This is a genomic window from Actinosynnema sp. NPDC002837 (assembly GCF_040295345.1).
Lineage (GTDB): Bacteria > Actinomycetota > Actinomycetes > Mycobacteriales > Pseudonocardiaceae > Actinosynnema.
Map to the genome: position 1 here is coordinate 202,734 of NZ_JBEOVG010000001.1, position 14,824 is coordinate 217,557.

At 72.4% G+C, this 14,824-nt stretch carries 16 protein-coding genes; 5 read left to right on the plus strand and 11 right to left on the minus strand.

Going from position 1 to position 14,824, the window contains the following annotated elements; all coding sequences use genetic code 11:
* Positions 1-105: 105 nt before the first annotated feature.
* Positions 106-1,104 (minus strand): hypothetical protein, encoded by a 999-nt coding sequence (locus ABTZ99_RS00960; protein ID WP_498775009.1) that lies wholly within the window; start codon positions 1,102-1,104, stop codon positions 106-108.
* Between the two features lie 129 nt (positions 1,105-1,233).
* On the opposite strand from ABTZ99_RS00960, the gene ABTZ99_RS00965 reads away from it, so the two are divergent.
* The gene (locus ABTZ99_RS00965; protein WP_499607139.1) at positions 1,234-2,727 is read left to right on the plus strand and encodes an alpha/beta hydrolase; all 1,494 of its coding nucleotides are present in this window, start codon (positions 1,234-1,236) and stop codon (positions 2,725-2,727) included.
* A gap of 3 nt (positions 2,728-2,730) precedes the next feature.
* On the opposite strand, the gene ABTZ99_RS00970 is transcribed toward ABTZ99_RS00965, so the two are convergent.
* Genes ABTZ99_RS00970 through ABTZ99_RS00980 form a run of 3 tightly spaced genes read right to left on the minus strand, consistent with a single transcriptional unit; the run spans position 2,731 to position 5,413 of the window.
* On the minus strand, positions 2,731-3,378 hold the full coding sequence (locus tag ABTZ99_RS00970) for a response regulator (RefSeq protein WP_498775013.1): 648 nt from the start codon (positions 3,376-3,378) through the stop codon (positions 2,731-2,733).
* Between the two features lie 9 nt (positions 3,379-3,387).
* Complete coding sequence (locus tag ABTZ99_RS00975; protein ID WP_498775015.1) at positions 3,388-4,968, minus strand: sensor histidine kinase; 1,581 nt, start codon at positions 4,966-4,968, stop codon at positions 3,388-3,390.
* A 46-nt stretch (positions 4,969-5,014) separates the two neighbouring features.
* Positions 5,015-5,413 carry a pyridoxamine 5'-phosphate oxidase family protein gene (locus tag ABTZ99_RS00980; RefSeq protein WP_498775017.1) on the minus strand — a complete coding sequence of 133 codons (399 nt, stop codon included), beginning with the start codon at positions 5,411-5,413 and terminating at the stop codon, positions 5,015-5,017.
* A gap of 115 nt (positions 5,414-5,528) precedes the next feature.
* Here ABTZ99_RS00980 and ABTZ99_RS00985 point away from each other — a divergent pair, with 115 nt between their 5' ends.
* Positions 5,529-6,401 (plus strand): arylamine N-acetyltransferase family protein, encoded by an 873-nt coding sequence (locus ABTZ99_RS00985; protein WP_499607144.1) that lies wholly within the window; start codon positions 5,529-5,531, stop codon positions 6,399-6,401.
* Here ABTZ99_RS00985 and ABTZ99_RS00990 read toward each other — a convergent pair.
* From ABTZ99_RS00990 to ABTZ99_RS01005, 4 genes are read right to left on the minus strand one after another with little or no spacing between them, the layout of a single operon-like run.
* Positions 6,373-6,897 carry a hypothetical protein gene (locus tag ABTZ99_RS00990; RefSeq protein ID WP_498775021.1) on the minus strand — a complete coding sequence of 175 codons (525 nt, stop codon included), beginning with the start codon at positions 6,895-6,897 and terminating at the stop codon, positions 6,373-6,375. The two genes, ABTZ99_RS00985 and ABTZ99_RS00990, sit on opposite strands and share 29 nt — an antisense overlap.
* Positions 6,894-7,478: a hypothetical protein gene (locus ABTZ99_RS00995; RefSeq protein ID WP_498775023.1), complete on the minus strand. Its 585-nt coding sequence runs from the start codon at positions 7,476-7,478 to the stop codon at positions 6,894-6,896. The genes ABTZ99_RS00990 and ABTZ99_RS00995 overlap by 4 nt, the downstream gene beginning before the upstream one ends.
* Positions 7,475-8,440: a methylmalonyl Co-A mutase-associated GTPase MeaB gene (gene meaB / locus ABTZ99_RS01000; protein WP_498775025.1), complete on the minus strand. Its 966-nt coding sequence runs from the start codon at positions 8,438-8,440 to the stop codon at positions 7,475-7,477. The genes ABTZ99_RS00995 and meaB overlap by 4 nt, the downstream gene beginning before the upstream one ends.
* 11 nt (positions 8,441-8,451) lie before the next feature.
* Positions 8,452-9,648, minus strand: a complete 1,197-nt coding sequence (locus ABTZ99_RS01005) for an acetyl-CoA C-acetyltransferase (RefSeq protein WP_498775027.1) — start codon at positions 9,646-9,648, stop codon at positions 8,452-8,454.
* A 125-nt stretch (positions 9,649-9,773) separates the two neighbouring features.
* Between ABTZ99_RS01005 and mce the strand changes: the two genes are divergently transcribed.
* Positions 9,774-10,217 carry a methylmalonyl-CoA epimerase gene (mce, locus tag ABTZ99_RS01010; RefSeq protein WP_498775029.1) on the plus strand — a complete coding sequence of 148 codons (444 nt, stop codon included), beginning with the start codon at positions 9,774-9,776 and terminating at the stop codon, positions 10,215-10,217.
* Positions 10,218-10,249: 32 nt separating this feature from the next.
* On the opposite strand, the gene ABTZ99_RS01015 is transcribed toward mce, so the two are convergent.
* Together ABTZ99_RS01015 and ABTZ99_RS01020 are read right to left on the minus strand one after the other, a co-directional pair.
* Positions 10,250-10,807: a TetR/AcrR family transcriptional regulator gene (locus ABTZ99_RS01015; protein ID WP_498775031.1), complete on the minus strand. Its 558-nt coding sequence runs from the start codon at positions 10,805-10,807 to the stop codon at positions 10,250-10,252.
* A 67-nt stretch (positions 10,808-10,874) separates the two neighbouring features.
* Positions 10,875-11,237 (minus strand): SPW repeat protein, encoded by a 363-nt coding sequence (locus ABTZ99_RS01020; protein WP_498775033.1) that lies wholly within the window; start codon positions 11,235-11,237, stop codon positions 10,875-10,877.
* A 214-nt stretch (positions 11,238-11,451) separates the two neighbouring features.
* On the opposite strand from ABTZ99_RS01020, the gene ccrA reads away from it, so the two are divergent.
* Both ccrA and ABTZ99_RS01030 read left to right on the plus strand, forming a co-directional pair.
* Complete coding sequence (gene ccrA, locus ABTZ99_RS01025) at positions 11,452-12,765, plus strand: crotonyl-CoA carboxylase/reductase (RefSeq protein WP_498775035.1); 1,314 nt, start codon at positions 11,452-11,454, stop codon at positions 12,763-12,765.
* A gap of 69 nt (positions 12,766-12,834) precedes the next feature.
* Entirely contained in the window at positions 12,835-14,064 is a 1,230-nt protein-coding gene (locus ABTZ99_RS01030) for a chromosome segregation protein (protein ID WP_499607151.1), read from the plus strand.
* Between the two features lie 20 nt (positions 14,065-14,084).
* Here ABTZ99_RS01030 and ABTZ99_RS01035 read toward each other — a convergent pair whose 3' ends face one another.
* Positions 14,085-14,795: an alpha/beta fold hydrolase gene (locus tag ABTZ99_RS01035; protein WP_499607155.1), complete on the minus strand. Its 711-nt coding sequence runs from the start codon at positions 14,793-14,795 to the stop codon at positions 14,085-14,087.
* Positions 14,796-14,824 lie beyond the last annotated feature (29 nt).

A 14,824-nucleotide genomic window follows, 5' to 3' on the forward strand; every position in this document is an offset into this window, starting at 1 on the left:
TTCCACACGGGCGCGTGGAGACCGCCCGCCGGCGGACTGCGTTGAGCAGGATCGGGTGGGTGGACCCCCGCCGAAAGTGGCCCGGAAGAAGGGCAAGTGAGCTGCTCACAGGTACTTGTTGGCCAGCTCCGAGTACTCCTTCTCCAGGTCGTCGGCCAGGTAGGCGACGTACGCCCAGGGCACGTCGTGCACGTGGTCGCGCATGCCGAGCAGGTGGCGCTTCGCCCGGGGCGCGTCGTCGGCCAGGGCGAACGCCGCCGCGAACAGGTTGTGGGCCTGCAACGCGCGCGGGTGGGGCTTGGTCGGGGTCGAGTCCCACTTGTCGGCCGCCGTGGCGATCTCGTCGCGGTGCCGGGTGAAGTAGCGCATCTTCAGCGTCGCGATCTTCAACGCCGACCGCGCCTGCACGGCGTCCTCGAACTGCTCCAGGAAGATCTCGAAGTGCGCCAGCGGCAGCATGGCCACCACCGGGTCGCCGGGCGGCGCGGCGTCGACGCTGCCCTGCGCGAACGCCATCATCTCCTCCGCCGACCCGCCCCACTTCGACGCCAGGATCTGCAACCGCGTCCAGTGCGCCGGGTACAGCGACGCGCACCGCGCCACGATCTCCCGCCACACCTCGTCCTTCTGGTCCCGGTCGACCTGCAACCCGAGGCCCGCGGTCTGCAGCTGCGCCCACGGCACGGCGTCGCGCGGCAGGAGCTTCGCGGCCTCGTGCAGCGGGCCGACGGCCTTGCGGAGGGTCCCGAAGAAGACCTTGAACCGGTCCTTGCCGACGCTGTCGGCCCGCCCCGAGCCGCGGATCGCCCACGCCTCCCGGATGAACGCCGTGCCGGCCAGCAGCCACAGGTCCGGGTCGGTGTTGTTCTTCGCCAGCTCCAGCAGCTCGTCGGCGTGGCCGATGGCGTGCTCGCCGAGCACCTCGACCCGCAGCGCCCTCACCTCGGGGTCGTCCCGGCACTCCGCGAGCACCGTGGTCGCCGCCCTCAGGTGGCCCGCGTCCATCTCCTCCGCCGCGATGTCCAGGATCGCGTCGTCGTAGGTGTGGTCCCGCACCACTTCACGGGCGATCGCGGCAGGCCGCTTCCTCCGGAAAATCCCCACTCCAGCGACCTTACTTTCCTCCGAGCCCGAGTGGCCTAAGTCTTTCGTAGAGCCGAACAGGGCCTTTCTGCGGTTGTCCCCCAGCCTACGTGCGCGATGGGGTGGAGCCCTCGACGGAGGGGGACATCCATGCGAGCGAGAACCGCCATCGCCGTGACCGCGGCGCTGATCGGGGCGGCCCTGCCGACGTACGCGCAGGCGGAGCCGGGACCGGACCAGACCATCACCTGGTCGCCGTGCGCCGAGCTCGACGGGCTGGAGTGCGGCACGTTCCAGGCGCCGTTCGACTGGCGCACGCCGGACGACGGCCGCACGATCACCATCGCGGTGAGCCGGCTCAAGGCGCGCTCCGGCCAGGCGAAGGGCGTCGTGCTGACCAACCCGGGTGGTCCGGGCGGCCCCGGACGCGGCCTGCCCCTGCTCTACGTGCAGCGCGCCAAGCTGGTGGCCGACCTCGACGTGATCGGCATCGACCCGCGCGGCACGGGCGCGAGCACGAACGTCACCTGCGGCGGGTACAGCTGGGTCGGGGTCGCCGACCCGCGCGACCGGAGCCGCGCCAACACCGACCTGCTCTACGACGCCGCGCAGCTGCAGGCCACCGCGTGCCAGACCCGGTCCGGCGAGTTCGGCAAGGTGGTCAACACCGAGCAGACCGTCCACGACCTCGACCTGCTGCGCCGCCTGCTGGGCCGGGAGAAGGTCAACTGGGTCGGCTACTCGGGCGGCAGCTGGCTGGGCGCGCACTACGCCACCTACTTCCCCGACCGGGTCGACAAGGTCGTGCTCGACTCCAACCCGGACTTCACCTCGACGTTCCAGGACATCTTCGACAACTTCGGCCACGCCGTCGAACGCCGGTTCCGGACCGACTTCCTGCCCTGGGTGGCCCGCTACGACAGCGCCTACCACCTGGGCACGACCGCCGAGCAGGTGCGCCGTACCTACGAGGCGACCCGCGCGAAGCTCGCCGCCGACCCGCTCGCGCTGCCGGACGGGACCGTGGTCGACGGCTTCGCGCTCGACCTGGTGCTGACCCGGGCCCAGTACAGCAAGCTGCTGTTCGCGGACGCGGCGCAGGCCCTGGTGACGTTCGGGCAGGCCACGCGGACCGGCACGACGGCGCTCGTGGCCCGGTACCCGGACGCGCCCAGCGCCACGCTGTACTCCGTCACGTGCAACGACACGAAGTTCCGGCACAACCGGACCACGTTGGCGCGGGAAGCCGAACGGCTGGGCGAGCGGTACCCGCTCAACGGCTTCTACCAGCGGCTCGCGCCGTGCGCGTTCTGGGACCGTCCGCCGCTGGAGCTGAAGAAGCCGACCGGCAAGGGCGTGCCGCCGGTGCTCATGGTGCAGTCGGTGCGCGACCCGGCCACGCCGGTGGAAGGCGCCCAACGCGCGCATCGCGGCTTCGAGGGCTCACGGATGCTCACCGTGACCGACGAGGGCGACCACGGCGTCTACGCCTTCGGCAACCCGTGCGTGGACGAGGTCGTGGAGGCGTTCATCGTGGACGGCAGGGTGCCGGCGGCCGACCTGACCTGCCCGGGAACGCCCCTGCCCGACCCGACCGCGCCCGCCGCCGCCAGCACGCGACCGCTGGTCGGCTGGCCGCTGTAGCCGCTAGATCCCGCCGGCCTGCCGCCGGCGCGCGGCGTAGACACCGGCCTCGGTCCGGCGGTCGAAGCCGAGCTTGTGCAACAGCGAGGAGACGTAGTTCTTGACCGTCTTCTCGGCCAGGAACAGCCGGTTCGCGATCTGCCGGTTGGTCAGGCCCTCGGCGATCAGGTCGAGGATCCGCCGCTCCTGCGGGCTCAACGCCGCGTAGCGCGGGTCCTCGACCGGTCCGCCGCGCAGCCGTTGCAGCACGGTCGCGGTCACGCCCGAGTGCAGCAGCGAGCCGCCACCGGCCAGCGTGCGGATCGCGGACACCAGGTCGTTGCCGGAGACCTGCTTGAGCATGTACCCGGCCGCGCCCGCCATGATCGCGCCGAACAGCGCCTCGTCGTCGGAGTACGAGGTCAGCATCAGGCACGCGGGCGGCGGCTGGACCGTCGAGCGGATCTCCCGGCACACGGTCACGCCGTCGCCGTCGGGCAGCCGCACGTCGATCACGGCCACGTCGGGGCGGTGGAACGCGGCGGCGGACACGGCCGCGGCGGCGCTCTCCGCCTCACCGACCACCTCGATGTCCGACTCGACCGCGAGCAGCTGCTGCAGTCCGCGCCGGACGATCTCGTGGTCGTCCACCAGGAGCACCGAGATGGACATGGACCCTCCCTACACCGATACCAACGGGACGGACCACGTCAGCGTTACACCCCGGCCCTCGGCCGACTCGACCTCGCACGAACCGTCCCACCTCGCGGCGCGCGCCGCCATGTTCACCAGGCCGCCGGTGTGCCCGCCCCGGCCGCGCGGCAGGCCTTCGCCGTCGTCGCGCACGACCAGCCGCAGGTTCGTCGCCGCCCGGTCGACCACCACCTCGACCTCGACGTTCTTCGCCGACGCGTGCCGCGCCGCGTTGGCCAGCGCCTCGCGCAACGTGGCCAGCAGGTCCGGCCGCACGTGGTCGGGCACCACCGAGTCGATCGGGCCGTCCATCGCCAGTGACGGCTCGAAGCCGAGCAGCCGGGCCGACTCCTGCACCACCTTCATCAGCTGGGCGCGCAGGTCGGCCGCGCCGGCGGGCGGCTCCTGGAGCGAGAAGATGGTGCGCCGGATCTCCCGGATGGTCTGGTCGACCTCGCTGACGAAGTCCGCCAGCCGCTGGGCCACCATCGGCTGCTCCACCAGCCCGTTCATGCTCTGCAAGCCCAGGCCGAGCCCGAACAGCCGCTGCACGACCAGGTCGTGCAGGTCGCGGGCGATCCGGTCGCGGTCCTCCAGCACGGCCAGCCGCCGTCCCGCGCCGGTGGCCCTGGTGAACTCCAGGATCAGCGCGGCCTGCCGGGCGAACGACTCGACCAGCGCCACGTCGGAGGCGTCGAACGCCCGCTGCTCGCGCGCACGCGCCACCATCAGCACGCCGAGCACCCGTTGCCCGGCGGCCAGCGGCACGAACACCACCGGCCCGATCCGGCGCTGGCCGGGCAGCCCGTCGAGCACCTTGGCCTTGCCGGTCTCGAACACCTCGTGGGCCGGGCCGCCCTCGCCGATCGCGCTGAACCCCCGCATCTCGCCGTCCACCACCCGAGCGGCCAGCTCACCCTGCACGTCGGGCAGCGCCAGCAGCGCGTTCACGCCGTCGGCGGCCAGCCGGGCGCGCACCGCGACCAGGCGCAGCGCGTCCCGGTCCGGTGTGCCGGTGAGCAGCGCGTTCGTCACCTCGTTCGACGCGCGCAGCCACACCTCCCGCTGCTGCGACTGCGCGTAGAGCCGGGCGTTCTCGATCGCGATGCCCGCCGCCGCGGCCACCGCCACCACGAGCTCGCGGTCGGCGCGGGTGAAGTCGGCGCCGTCGGCCTTGTCGCTGAGGTAGAGGTTGCCGAACACCGAGCCGCGCACGTGCACCGGCACGCCGAGGAAGCCGGGACCGGACGGGTCGAACGTCGTCGCCTCGGACCCGGTCTTCTCGTAGTCGGTGTTGTGGTGGCCGTCGTCGTAGGTGAACTCCAGCAGCTGCCGGTTCGGCCCGATCACGGCCAGCGCGCCGTACCGGGCGCCGACCAGGTCGCACGAGGACTCCACGACGCGGCGCAGCACGTCCGGCAGCGACAGGTCGCTGGCCAGCGAGACGACCGCGGCCAGCAGCCGGTGCAGCCGCTCCTGCGAGACGACCACCTCGGTGGTGCGGTCGGTCAGCTCGCGCAGCAGGCCGTCCAGCCGCGTCGCGGCGTTCGCGTCCGGGGATCCGGCCACCCGAGACCACCCTCCGGGTCGGAGGTTTCGAGGTTAACGCCTCCGGCTACGGGATGCGACGGCCCGACAGCACCTCCAGGTCGACGACCAGGTAGTGGTCGCCGCCGCCGACCCCGCGCGAGGCCAGCGGCAGCTGCCGCAGCCGGGCCAGCCGCACCTGCTCCTCGACCTCGGTGACGTGCCCGACCGCCATCACCGACCAGCCGTGCGACAGGTCGGGCGCGACGTCGTCGATCTGGAACGCGACGATGGTGTCCCGGGCGACGAGGGTGGCGCTGCCGTCCGGCACGCGCAGCACGACGCACTCCCCGTCGAGCACGAACACGACGGGGTGCACCACCGGCAAGGCCATGTGGGTGTAGACGAGGCGGCCGATGGCGGCCGTGCCGAGCAGCTCCAGGCATTCCTCGCGGGACAGGACCTGAAGTCCAGCGGAGTCGTACATCGCACCTCTTCGTCACGCCCCAGTCGCTGGGATAAACGTTCGGCGCTGTGATCGTCGTTGCCTAGAGTCGGAAGTCCCGGCTTCCACGCATCCAACCCGGATGGGGGATTTCCAGATGCCATCACTCGACGTAACCGCACTGCTGCGCCGCCTCGGTCTGCGCGAGGCCGAGCCCCCGGGCGTGGCGGCGTTGACCCGGCTGCACCGGGCGTTCGCCGAACGGGTGCCGTACGAGACGGTGGAGATCCAGCTCGGTCGCGTGACCTCGCTGGACCCGCTCGACTCCGCGGCCCGCGTGCTGGCGGGCCGCGGCGGGTACTGCTTCCAGCTCAACGGCGCGTTCGCCGAGCTGCTGAGCGCGCTCGGCTACCACGTGACCCGGCATCCCGGCGGCGTGCAGATGACGGCGGACGACGAGCCGGTGATCTGCCGCAGCCACCTCGCGCTCACCGTCCGCGACCTGCCGGACTCCGACGACGTCTGGCTGGTGGACGCCGGGCTGGGCGACGGGCTGCACTCGCCGCTGCCGCTGCGGGCGGGCGTCCACCGCCAGGGCCCGTTCGCGTTCGAGCTGGGGCCGTCGACGGCGGCGCCGGGCGCGTGGCGGTTCGGGCACGACGTGCGCGGGAGCTTCCACGCCATGCACTTCGCGCCGGACGCGGTCGGCCTCGACCACTTCACCGACCGGCACGTGCACCTGTCCACGTCGCCGGAGTCGGGGTTCGTGCGCACGTTCGGCGTGCTGCGGACCGACGCCGAGGGCTGGGACGTGCTGCGCGCGTTGACCCTGTCCCGGATCGAGGAGACGACCACCAAGACCGTGCTGGAGGACCGGGCCGACTGGTTCACCGCCCTGGCCGACGTCTACGGCCTGGTCCTCGCCGAGGCCGACCGCGAACCGCTGTGGCGCAAGGCGGTGTCCCAGCACGAGGCGCACCTGGCGGCGACCGCCCGTTCGGTCACACCACAGCGCCCCGACCGACGCTGAAGTGGGTCACGTACCCCCGGTACAGCTGGGGCGCGTGCCGCTTGAGCGCCAGGTCGAGCAGGTCGTTGCCGGTGTCGTCGGGCAGCTGGACCCAGTGGCCGAACGGGGTCGTCGGCACGCTGCGGTACGTGGCGGCGAAGGCCCTCGGGTCGTTCGGCGCGAGGTGCAGCCACAGCGCGGGCTTGGGCTTGGCGTCGTAGGACAGCGACACCCCGGCCAGCTCGTACCAGGGCACGGCCCACGTCTTGCCCTTCTCCACCCAGCGCAGGCCCTGCGGCTCGACGACCAGCCGGCGCAGCCGGGCCTTCCCCCGCCAGACGCCGCCGCCGATCAGGCCGCCGAGCACGACCACCGGCCCGACGAACATCGCGGCCAGGTGGCCGTCGGAGTACGACAGGAACATCAGCAGCACGCCGAACAGCGTGAAGCCGAGCTGGACCGCCAGCCCGGCACGTCGTTCGGCCTGGTTGCCGAAGGGAATCTCGATCTCTCTCACGACAACCCCACAGTGAAACCCTCGTCCTGCACCCCTCGGTACAGGTGCGGTGCGAACCCGAGCACGGCGCGCTCGACCACCGGGACCAACGCGGCCGCGTCGCCCAGCGGCAGCCGGTAGGCGCCGTCCTCGCGGGCCAGGTGCGCCATGTCGGCGTGCCGGTCCCGGAAAGCCTGGTGGTCGGCGGGCAGCAGGTCCAGCCTGACCATGGTCTTGCGCAGCACGGCGTCGGCCGGGTTAACGACCCGTTCCCGCGTCCGCGAGATCCGCACCGCGCCCAGCTCGTGCCACGCCACGGCCCACGGCGCGCCTTGCGGGTCGTCCCACCGCACGCCCGGGGCCTCGAAGACGAGCTTGCGCGGCCGGGAGATCTTCTTCCAGTTGAGCACCGCGCCCAGCGCGATGCCCGTGAACGCGAGCCCGATGACCAGCGCGATCGTCCCGCCGACGCCCTCGCCGTCGGCGTAGGCGCTCACCGCGCCGACGAGTGCAAGCACCCCGAGCCCACCGGCGACCACCCCGCCGATGATCACCCGACGGGTGTCCCGCGTGCCGATGTCCACCACCACCGGCGTCGTCATGCCCCCACCCCCTCGACCAGTCGGTCAGCCGCAGCGTAGGGGTCCAGCTCACCCGCCACGACCCGTTTGGCCAGGGTTTCGAGGGCGGACGCGCCGCGCAATCCGCCGATCCGGGAACGCAGCCGCTCCAGCGCGATGGCCTCGATCTCGCCCGCGGCCCTGTTCGCGCGGCGTCGTGCCAGCTCACCGCGTTCGACGAGCCAGGCGTGGTGCGCCTCGACCGCGTCCACGACCTCGTCCAGCCCTTCGGCGCGGGAGGCGACCGTCTTCACCACGGGAGGCCGCCACAGCCCGCCTTCCCGCTCCCGGCGGCCCAGCGAGATCATGTGCTTGAGGTCGCGCGCGGTCTGGTCGGCGCCGTCGCGGTCGGCCTTGTTGACCACGAACACGTCGGCGATCTCCAGGATGCCCGCCTTCGCGGCCTGCACGCCGTCACCCATGCCGGGCGCGAGCAGCACCACCGTGGTGTCGGCCAGCGACACCACCTCGACCTCGGACTGGCCGACGCCGACCGTCTCGACCAGCACCACGTCGCAGCCCGCCGCGTCGAGCACGCGCAACGCCTGCGGCGTGGCCCAGGACAGCCCGCCCAGGTGGCCGCGGGTGGCCATGGACCGGATGAACACGCAGGGGTCGGTGGCGTGCTCGCCCATCCGCACCCGGTCGCCGAGCAGCGCGCCGCCGGAGAACGGCGACGACGGGTCCACGGCCAGCACCCCGACCCGCTTGCCACGCCTGCGGTAGGCCGCGACCAGCGCGGACGTCGACGTGGACTTGCCGACGCCCGGCGCGCCCGTCAACCCGATGACCTGCGCGTTGCCGCAGAACGGCGCCAGTGCGCCCGCCACCTCGCGCAGCTGGGGGCCGCCGTCCTCGACGAGCGAGATCAGCCTGGCGACCGCGCGCGGCTGCCCTTCGCGCGCGCGGTCGACCAGCTCGGCTACGTCAACGGTTCGGGCCACTCCTGCAGATCCTAGGCAGCGGGGCCCTTGGGCACGCGGACGATCAGGGCGTCGCCCTGCCCGCCGCCGCCGCACAGGGCCGCCGCGCCGACCCCGCCGCCGCGCCGCTTCAGCTCCAGCGCGAGGTGCAGCGCGATGCGGGCGCCCGACATGCCGATCGGGTGGCCGAGCGCGATCGCGCCGCCGTTGACGTTGACCTTGTCCTCGGGCACGCCCAGCTCGCGGGTGGAGACCAGGCCGACCGCGGCGAACGCCTCGTTGATCTCGACCAGGTCCAGGTCGGCCGGGTCGATGCCCTCCTTCGCGCACGCGGCCTTGATCGCGTTCGCGGGCTGCTCGTGCAGGCTGGCGTCCGGGCCCGCCACGACGCCGTGCGCGCCGATCTCGGCCAACCAGGTCAGGCCCAGCTCCTCGGCCTTGGCCTTGCTCATCACGACCACGGCCGCCGCGCCGTCGGAGATCTGCGACGCCGAGCCCGCGGTGATCGTGCCGTCGGAGGCGAACGCCGGGCGCAGCTTGGCCAGCGTCTCCGCGGTGGTGTCGGCGCGCACGCCCTCGTCGGTGGCGACCAGCACCGGGTCGCCCTTGCGCTGCGGGATGGAGACGGGCGCGATCTCCTCGGCGAAGACGCCGTTCGCCGCGGCCTTGGCGGCCAGCTGGTGCGACCGGGCCGAGAACGCGTCCTGCTCCTCGCGGGTCAGGCCGTAGCGGGCGTTGAACTTCTCCGTGGAGGCGCCCATCGCGACCTGGTCGAACGCGCAGAACAGGCCGTCGTGCGCCATGTGGTCGATCATCGTGACGTCGCCGTACTTGAACCCGCCGCGCGACTTGGGCAGCAGGTGCGGCGCCTGGGTCATCGACTCCTGACCGCCCGCCACCACGACGTCGAACTCGCCGGCGCGGATCAGTTGGTCGGCCAGCGCGATCGCGTCGATGCCGGACAGGCACACCTTGTTGATCGTCAGCGCGGGCACGGTCATGGGGATGCCCGCGTTCACCGCGGCCTGGCGGGCCGGGATCTGCCCCGCGCCACCGGTCAGCACCTGCCCCATGATCACGTACTGCACCTGCTCGGGCGCGACTCCGGCCCGTTCCAGGGCCGCCTTGATCGCGACGCCACCGAGCTGGGCGCCGGAGAAGTCCTTCAACGATCCGAGCAGTCGCCCCATCGGGGTACGGGCCCCGGCGACGATCACGGAACCGGACACAGCGGCCTCCACAGCGGGTGTAAGCGGTTGTTAACTGGCCACGATACCCACGGTTACCGCAGGGTAGCCCTGTGAGGCGTCGCACAGGGCGACCTGCACCGATTCGGCCACTAGCCTATCCGGCCATGGAAGAACTGCGCGGTTTCGTCACAGCCATCGACCACGTCGGCATCGCCGTGCCGGACCTCGACGCCGCGATCGCGTTCCACCGCGAGCACTTCGGCCTCGAGGTCGCGCACGAGGAGGTCAACGAGGAGCAGGGCGTGCGCGAGGCGATGCTGCGCGCGCCGGGCGACGACGGCACGGGCACCGCCGTGCAACTGCTCGCGCCGCTGACGCCGGAGTCGACCATCGCGAAGTTCATCGGCCGGTCCGGGCCGGGGCTGCAGCAGCTGGCCTACCGGGTGTCCGATGTGGACGCGGCGGCGGAGGCGCTGCGCGGCAAGGGCTTGCGGCTGCTGTACGAGGCGGCGCGGCGCGGCACGTCCGACAGCCGGGTCAACTTCGTGCACCCCAAGGACGCGGGCGGCGTGCTGGTGGAGCTCGTCGAGCCCGCGCCGACCCACTAAGCCGCCCGCCTGGCGCGTTCCGGAGTCGCCGGCTACGGGCGTTCCAGGGCGGCGGCCACGAACGTCAGCTCCAGTTCCATCCGGTCGTCGTCCGGCGCGTGACGGGCCACCGAGTGCCGGTAGCTGACCGCGAGGCCGAGCAGCGCGGAGGCGCTGTCGACGTCCTTCGCCGCCACCGCCGCGCCACCGGCCGCCACGATGACGTTGCGGATCTGCCGCACCACCGACCGGTAGCGCTCGTGCAGCGCGTCGCGGACCGCCTTGTGCGTGTCCGCCTCGCGCCACAGCAGGTGGCTGAGCAGCGGCGACGAGTCGAGCCGGGCGTCCAGCGCGGCGACCAGCCTGCGCAGGCTCTCCGCGATGTCGCCGACGACCACGACCCGGCGCGCGTCGACGTTGCCGTCCGGCAGGCGCTGCACGAGCGCCGCCAGCAGGTCGGTCTTGCGGCGGAAGTAGTAGTGCACGAGCCCTTTGGGCACGGCGGCCCGTTCGGCGATGCGCGAGGTCGGCGTCGCGTCGAAACCCGACTCGGCGAACAACTCCTCGGCCGCTTGCAGGATCCGTTCCCGGGCCGACGAGTCCTCTGCCAATGCCTGCGCCCTTTCCCGTTGGTCCGGGCCCACGGCGACCAGCCGCGGGCCCGGGGTGTCGTCACTCTCAGGCGGTGCCGGCGATCCGGCCGCCGTGGGCGGCGTTCGCCAGCGGGACCGCCATGGCGCCCGCCGCGACGGTCAGCGCGCCGCCGACCCACGAGATCCAGGACGCCGCCATCAGGTCGCTGTAGCCCATCACCCACGGCGAGATGAACAGCAGCGCGCCGAGGACCATCTGGAACCACTCGCCGTACACCATCCCGGGCATCGCGAGCGACGCGAGGCCGTCGATGGCGATCAGTGCGCCGAGCACGATCATCGTCCACATGGCCCCGGTGGTCGTCTCCACCACCAGGGGCGAGAGCAGCACCAGGACGCCGATGACGACCTCGGCCCAGTCCTGCCACCTGGTCCACGCCTTAGCCATGACTCGTACCTCCGTCCTCATCAATCGGACGGCTTCGATGCTCCGCTTGATTGGCCGCCCGGTCAAGACCGACCGATCGGGGGAAATGCCAGTGCGGTGGCTCACAGCGCCGGTTCTGAATCGGTTACCCGTGGGTAACCTCCGGCCACCTGCGTGGACCTCATAGAGCCCGCCACACCCGACCATCCCGAAGCCCCCATTGGGAGGGAACGCCGTGCAGAAGATCCTCGACGCGATCCTCGCGGACGAACTGGACGCGATCGGATCACTGGACGTACCGGAGAGCTACCGGGGCGTGACGGTGCACGCCGACGAGGTCAAGATGTTCGAGGGCTTGGCCACCAAGGACAAGGACCCGCGCAAGTCGCTGCACGTCGACGAGGTCGCCACCCCGGAGCTCGGCCCCGGCGAGGCGCTGGTGGCCGTGATGGCGAGCGCCATCAACTACAACACCGTGTGGACCTCGATCTTCGAGCCGCTGTCGACGTTCGCGTTCCTGAAGAAGTACGGCGGCAGGCACGACCAGCCGTTCCACGTGGTCGGCTCCGACCTCGCGGGCGTGGTGCTGCGCACCGGACCGGGCGTGAACGCCTGGAAGCCCGGTGACCGGGTCGTCGCGCACTGCCTCGACGTGCAGCTGGAGCACCACGACGGGCACAGCGACACCATGCTCGACCCCGAGCAGCGCATCTGGGGCTTCGAGACCAACTACGGCGGCCTCGCCGAGATCGCGCTGGTCAAGGCCAACCAGCTGATGCCGATGCCCGCCCACCTGACGTGGGAGGAGGCGGCGTCACCCGGCCTGGTGAACTCCACCGCCTACCGGCAGCTCGTGTCCACCAACGGCGCGAACATGAAGCAGGGCGACACCGTGCTGATCTGGGGCGCGTCCGGCGGCCTCGGCTCCTACGCGACCCAGTTCGCGCTCAACGGCGGCGCCACCCCGGTGTGCGTGGTGTCGTCGCCGGAGAAGGCGGAGATCTGCCGCCGGATGGGCGCGGAGCTGATCATCGACCGCAGCGCCGAGGGCTACCGGTTCTGGAAGGACGAGCACGAGCAGGACCCGCGCGAGTGGAAGCGGCTCGGCGCGAAGATCCGCGAGCTGACCGGCGGCGACGACCCGGACATCGTGTTCGAGCACCCCGGCCGGGAGACGTTCGGCGCGTCGGTCTACGTGACGCGCAAGGGCGGCACGATCGTGACGTGCGCGTCCACCAGCGGGTACATGCACCAGTACGACAACCGGTACCTGTGGATGCACCTCAAGCGGATCGTCGGCTCGCACTTCGCGAACTACCGGGAGGCCTGGGAGGCCAACCGGTTGGTCGCCAAGGGGAAGATCCACCCGACACTGTCCAAGGTGTACTCCATGGAGGACACCGGGCAGGCCGCGTACGACGTGCACCGCAACGCCCACCAGGGCAAGGTGGGCGTGCTGACGTTGGCGCCGGAGGAGGGCCTCGGCGTGCGCGACCACGAGCTGCGGGCCACCCACCTGGACGCGATCAACCGTTTCCGGGGCGTCTAAAGCGAAATCACCCCTGATGTGCGGCGCTCGGGTGACCGCCGCGCATCGGGAGCGGGTAGCGTGAGCGGCATGGGCCTCGCCGACGACCGTGACCTCGTCCCCCTGGGATCCGGCTTCGACATCGTCAAGCGCGGGTACGACCGCGCCCAGGTCGAGGACCACCTGGAACGCCTCGACTCCGACCTGCGCCTGCTCGCGGCCGACCGGGACGCGGCGGTCTCGCAGACCAACGACCTGGCCCGTCAGCTCGAGGCGGCGCGGTCGGAGATCGCGGAGCTGCGCGGCCAGGTGGAGCGGCTGTCGCTGCCGCCGACCACGTTGGAGGGCCTGAGCGAGCGGTTGCAGCGGATGCTGCGGCTCGCGCAGGACGAGGCGAACGAGATCAAGGCGCGGGCCGAGGCCGAGGGCGGGCACATCCGCGCCAAGGCCGAGGCCGACGCCGGGGTGCTGCGCACCCGGTACGAGAAGCTGATCGCCGAGCTGGACCAGCGGCGCGCCGACATGGAGGCCGAGCACCGGGGCGTGCTGGAGAAGGCGCGGGCCGAGGCCGAGCGGACGGTCGGCGAGGCCCGCGCCGAGGCCGCGCGGTTGGACGAGGAGTCGCTCCAGCGCCGGACCACGGTCGAGGAGGACTTCGAGATCGCGATGGCGGCCCGGCGGGTCGAGTCGATGAAGACGCTGGCCGAGCAGGAGGCGGCGTCGAAGGGCGAGGCCGAGCGGCGGTTGCGCGAGGCGGCGGAGGAAGCCGCGCGCGTGCGTGCCCAGATCGCGCAGGAGCAGGCCGCGTCGAACGCCGAGGCGCAGCGCTTGGTGCGCGAGGCGACCGAGGAGGCCAACCGGCGTCGGCACGACTCCGTCAGCGAGGCCACGGCCCGCGTGCAGGAGGCGACCGACGAGGCGAACCGCCGGGTGCGCGAGGCGACGGAGGAAGCGAACCGCCGCGTCACCCAGGCGACCCAGAAGGTGGACGCCCTCCGCCAGCTCCGCAACCGGCTGTCGCAGCAGCTGCACGCCGTGAGCTCCGCCCTGCACGACGTGACCCCCCTCCTGGACCCGCTGGAGGAGGAACGCCCAGCGCCGCCCGCTCCCGCCTCTTCTCCCACCCCGGCGGCCACCGCCACCCCCGCCTCCACCCCGGCTGCCGCTCCGACCCCGGCCGCCGCCCCCACCGGCGGCGCCACCGCCGCCAAGCCCCCCGCCTCCGCCCCTTCCCCCTCTCCCACCTCTTCACCTTCTCCGGCCCCGGACGGCCCGACCCAGAAGATCGCGCGCCCGAAGGCCCAACCCACCAAGCGCTGATCCTCGGGGCCCTACCGCTCTCACACGCCGACGCGCCGTCGCCAGTCCACAACGGCGGCGGCGAACGCGTCCGGCGCCTCCAGCGGCGTCAGGTGGCCGACGCCCGGCAGCTCCACGTACTCGCCCTGCCGCAGCACCCCGGCCAGCTCGCGGGCCAACGCGGGCGGCGTGAGCGCGTCGTGCTCCCCCACCAGCACCAACGCGGGCACGTCCACCTCCGCCAGCACCCCGGTCGAATCCGGCCGCGCGGCCATCGCCCGCTGCGCCCACACGACCTCGGCCGGGTCCTGATCGAGGATCAGCTCACGCACCCGCCGAACCACGGCCTCGTCCGGCTCCGGTCCGAGCAGCCCGCTCACGACCGTGTCCGGCACCCAGCCGAGCCCTTCCGCCTCGACCCGTGCGGCCATCGTCAGCCGGTTCGCCCGCGCCTCCTCCGTGTCGGCGCCGGCCCGCGTGTCGGCCAGCACGAGCCCGGCCACCCGGGACGGGTCGCGCCGCAGCACGGCCATCGCCACGTACCCGCCCATCGAGCACCCGCCGAGCACCGCGCGTTCGATCCCGCGCTCGTCGAGCAACCGCAGCACGTCGTCCGCAACAGCCACCAGATCGGGTGAACGATCGCCGCCCCGCTGGTCGGGCGTGATCGGTTTCAGCAGGTCACCCACCCCGTCCCACATCCGTGAGTCGAACGGGAAGGCGTGCAGGAGGACGAGCGGAGCAGTTTCCATACCCGGAATTGTCGGACCCCGGAGCTAGC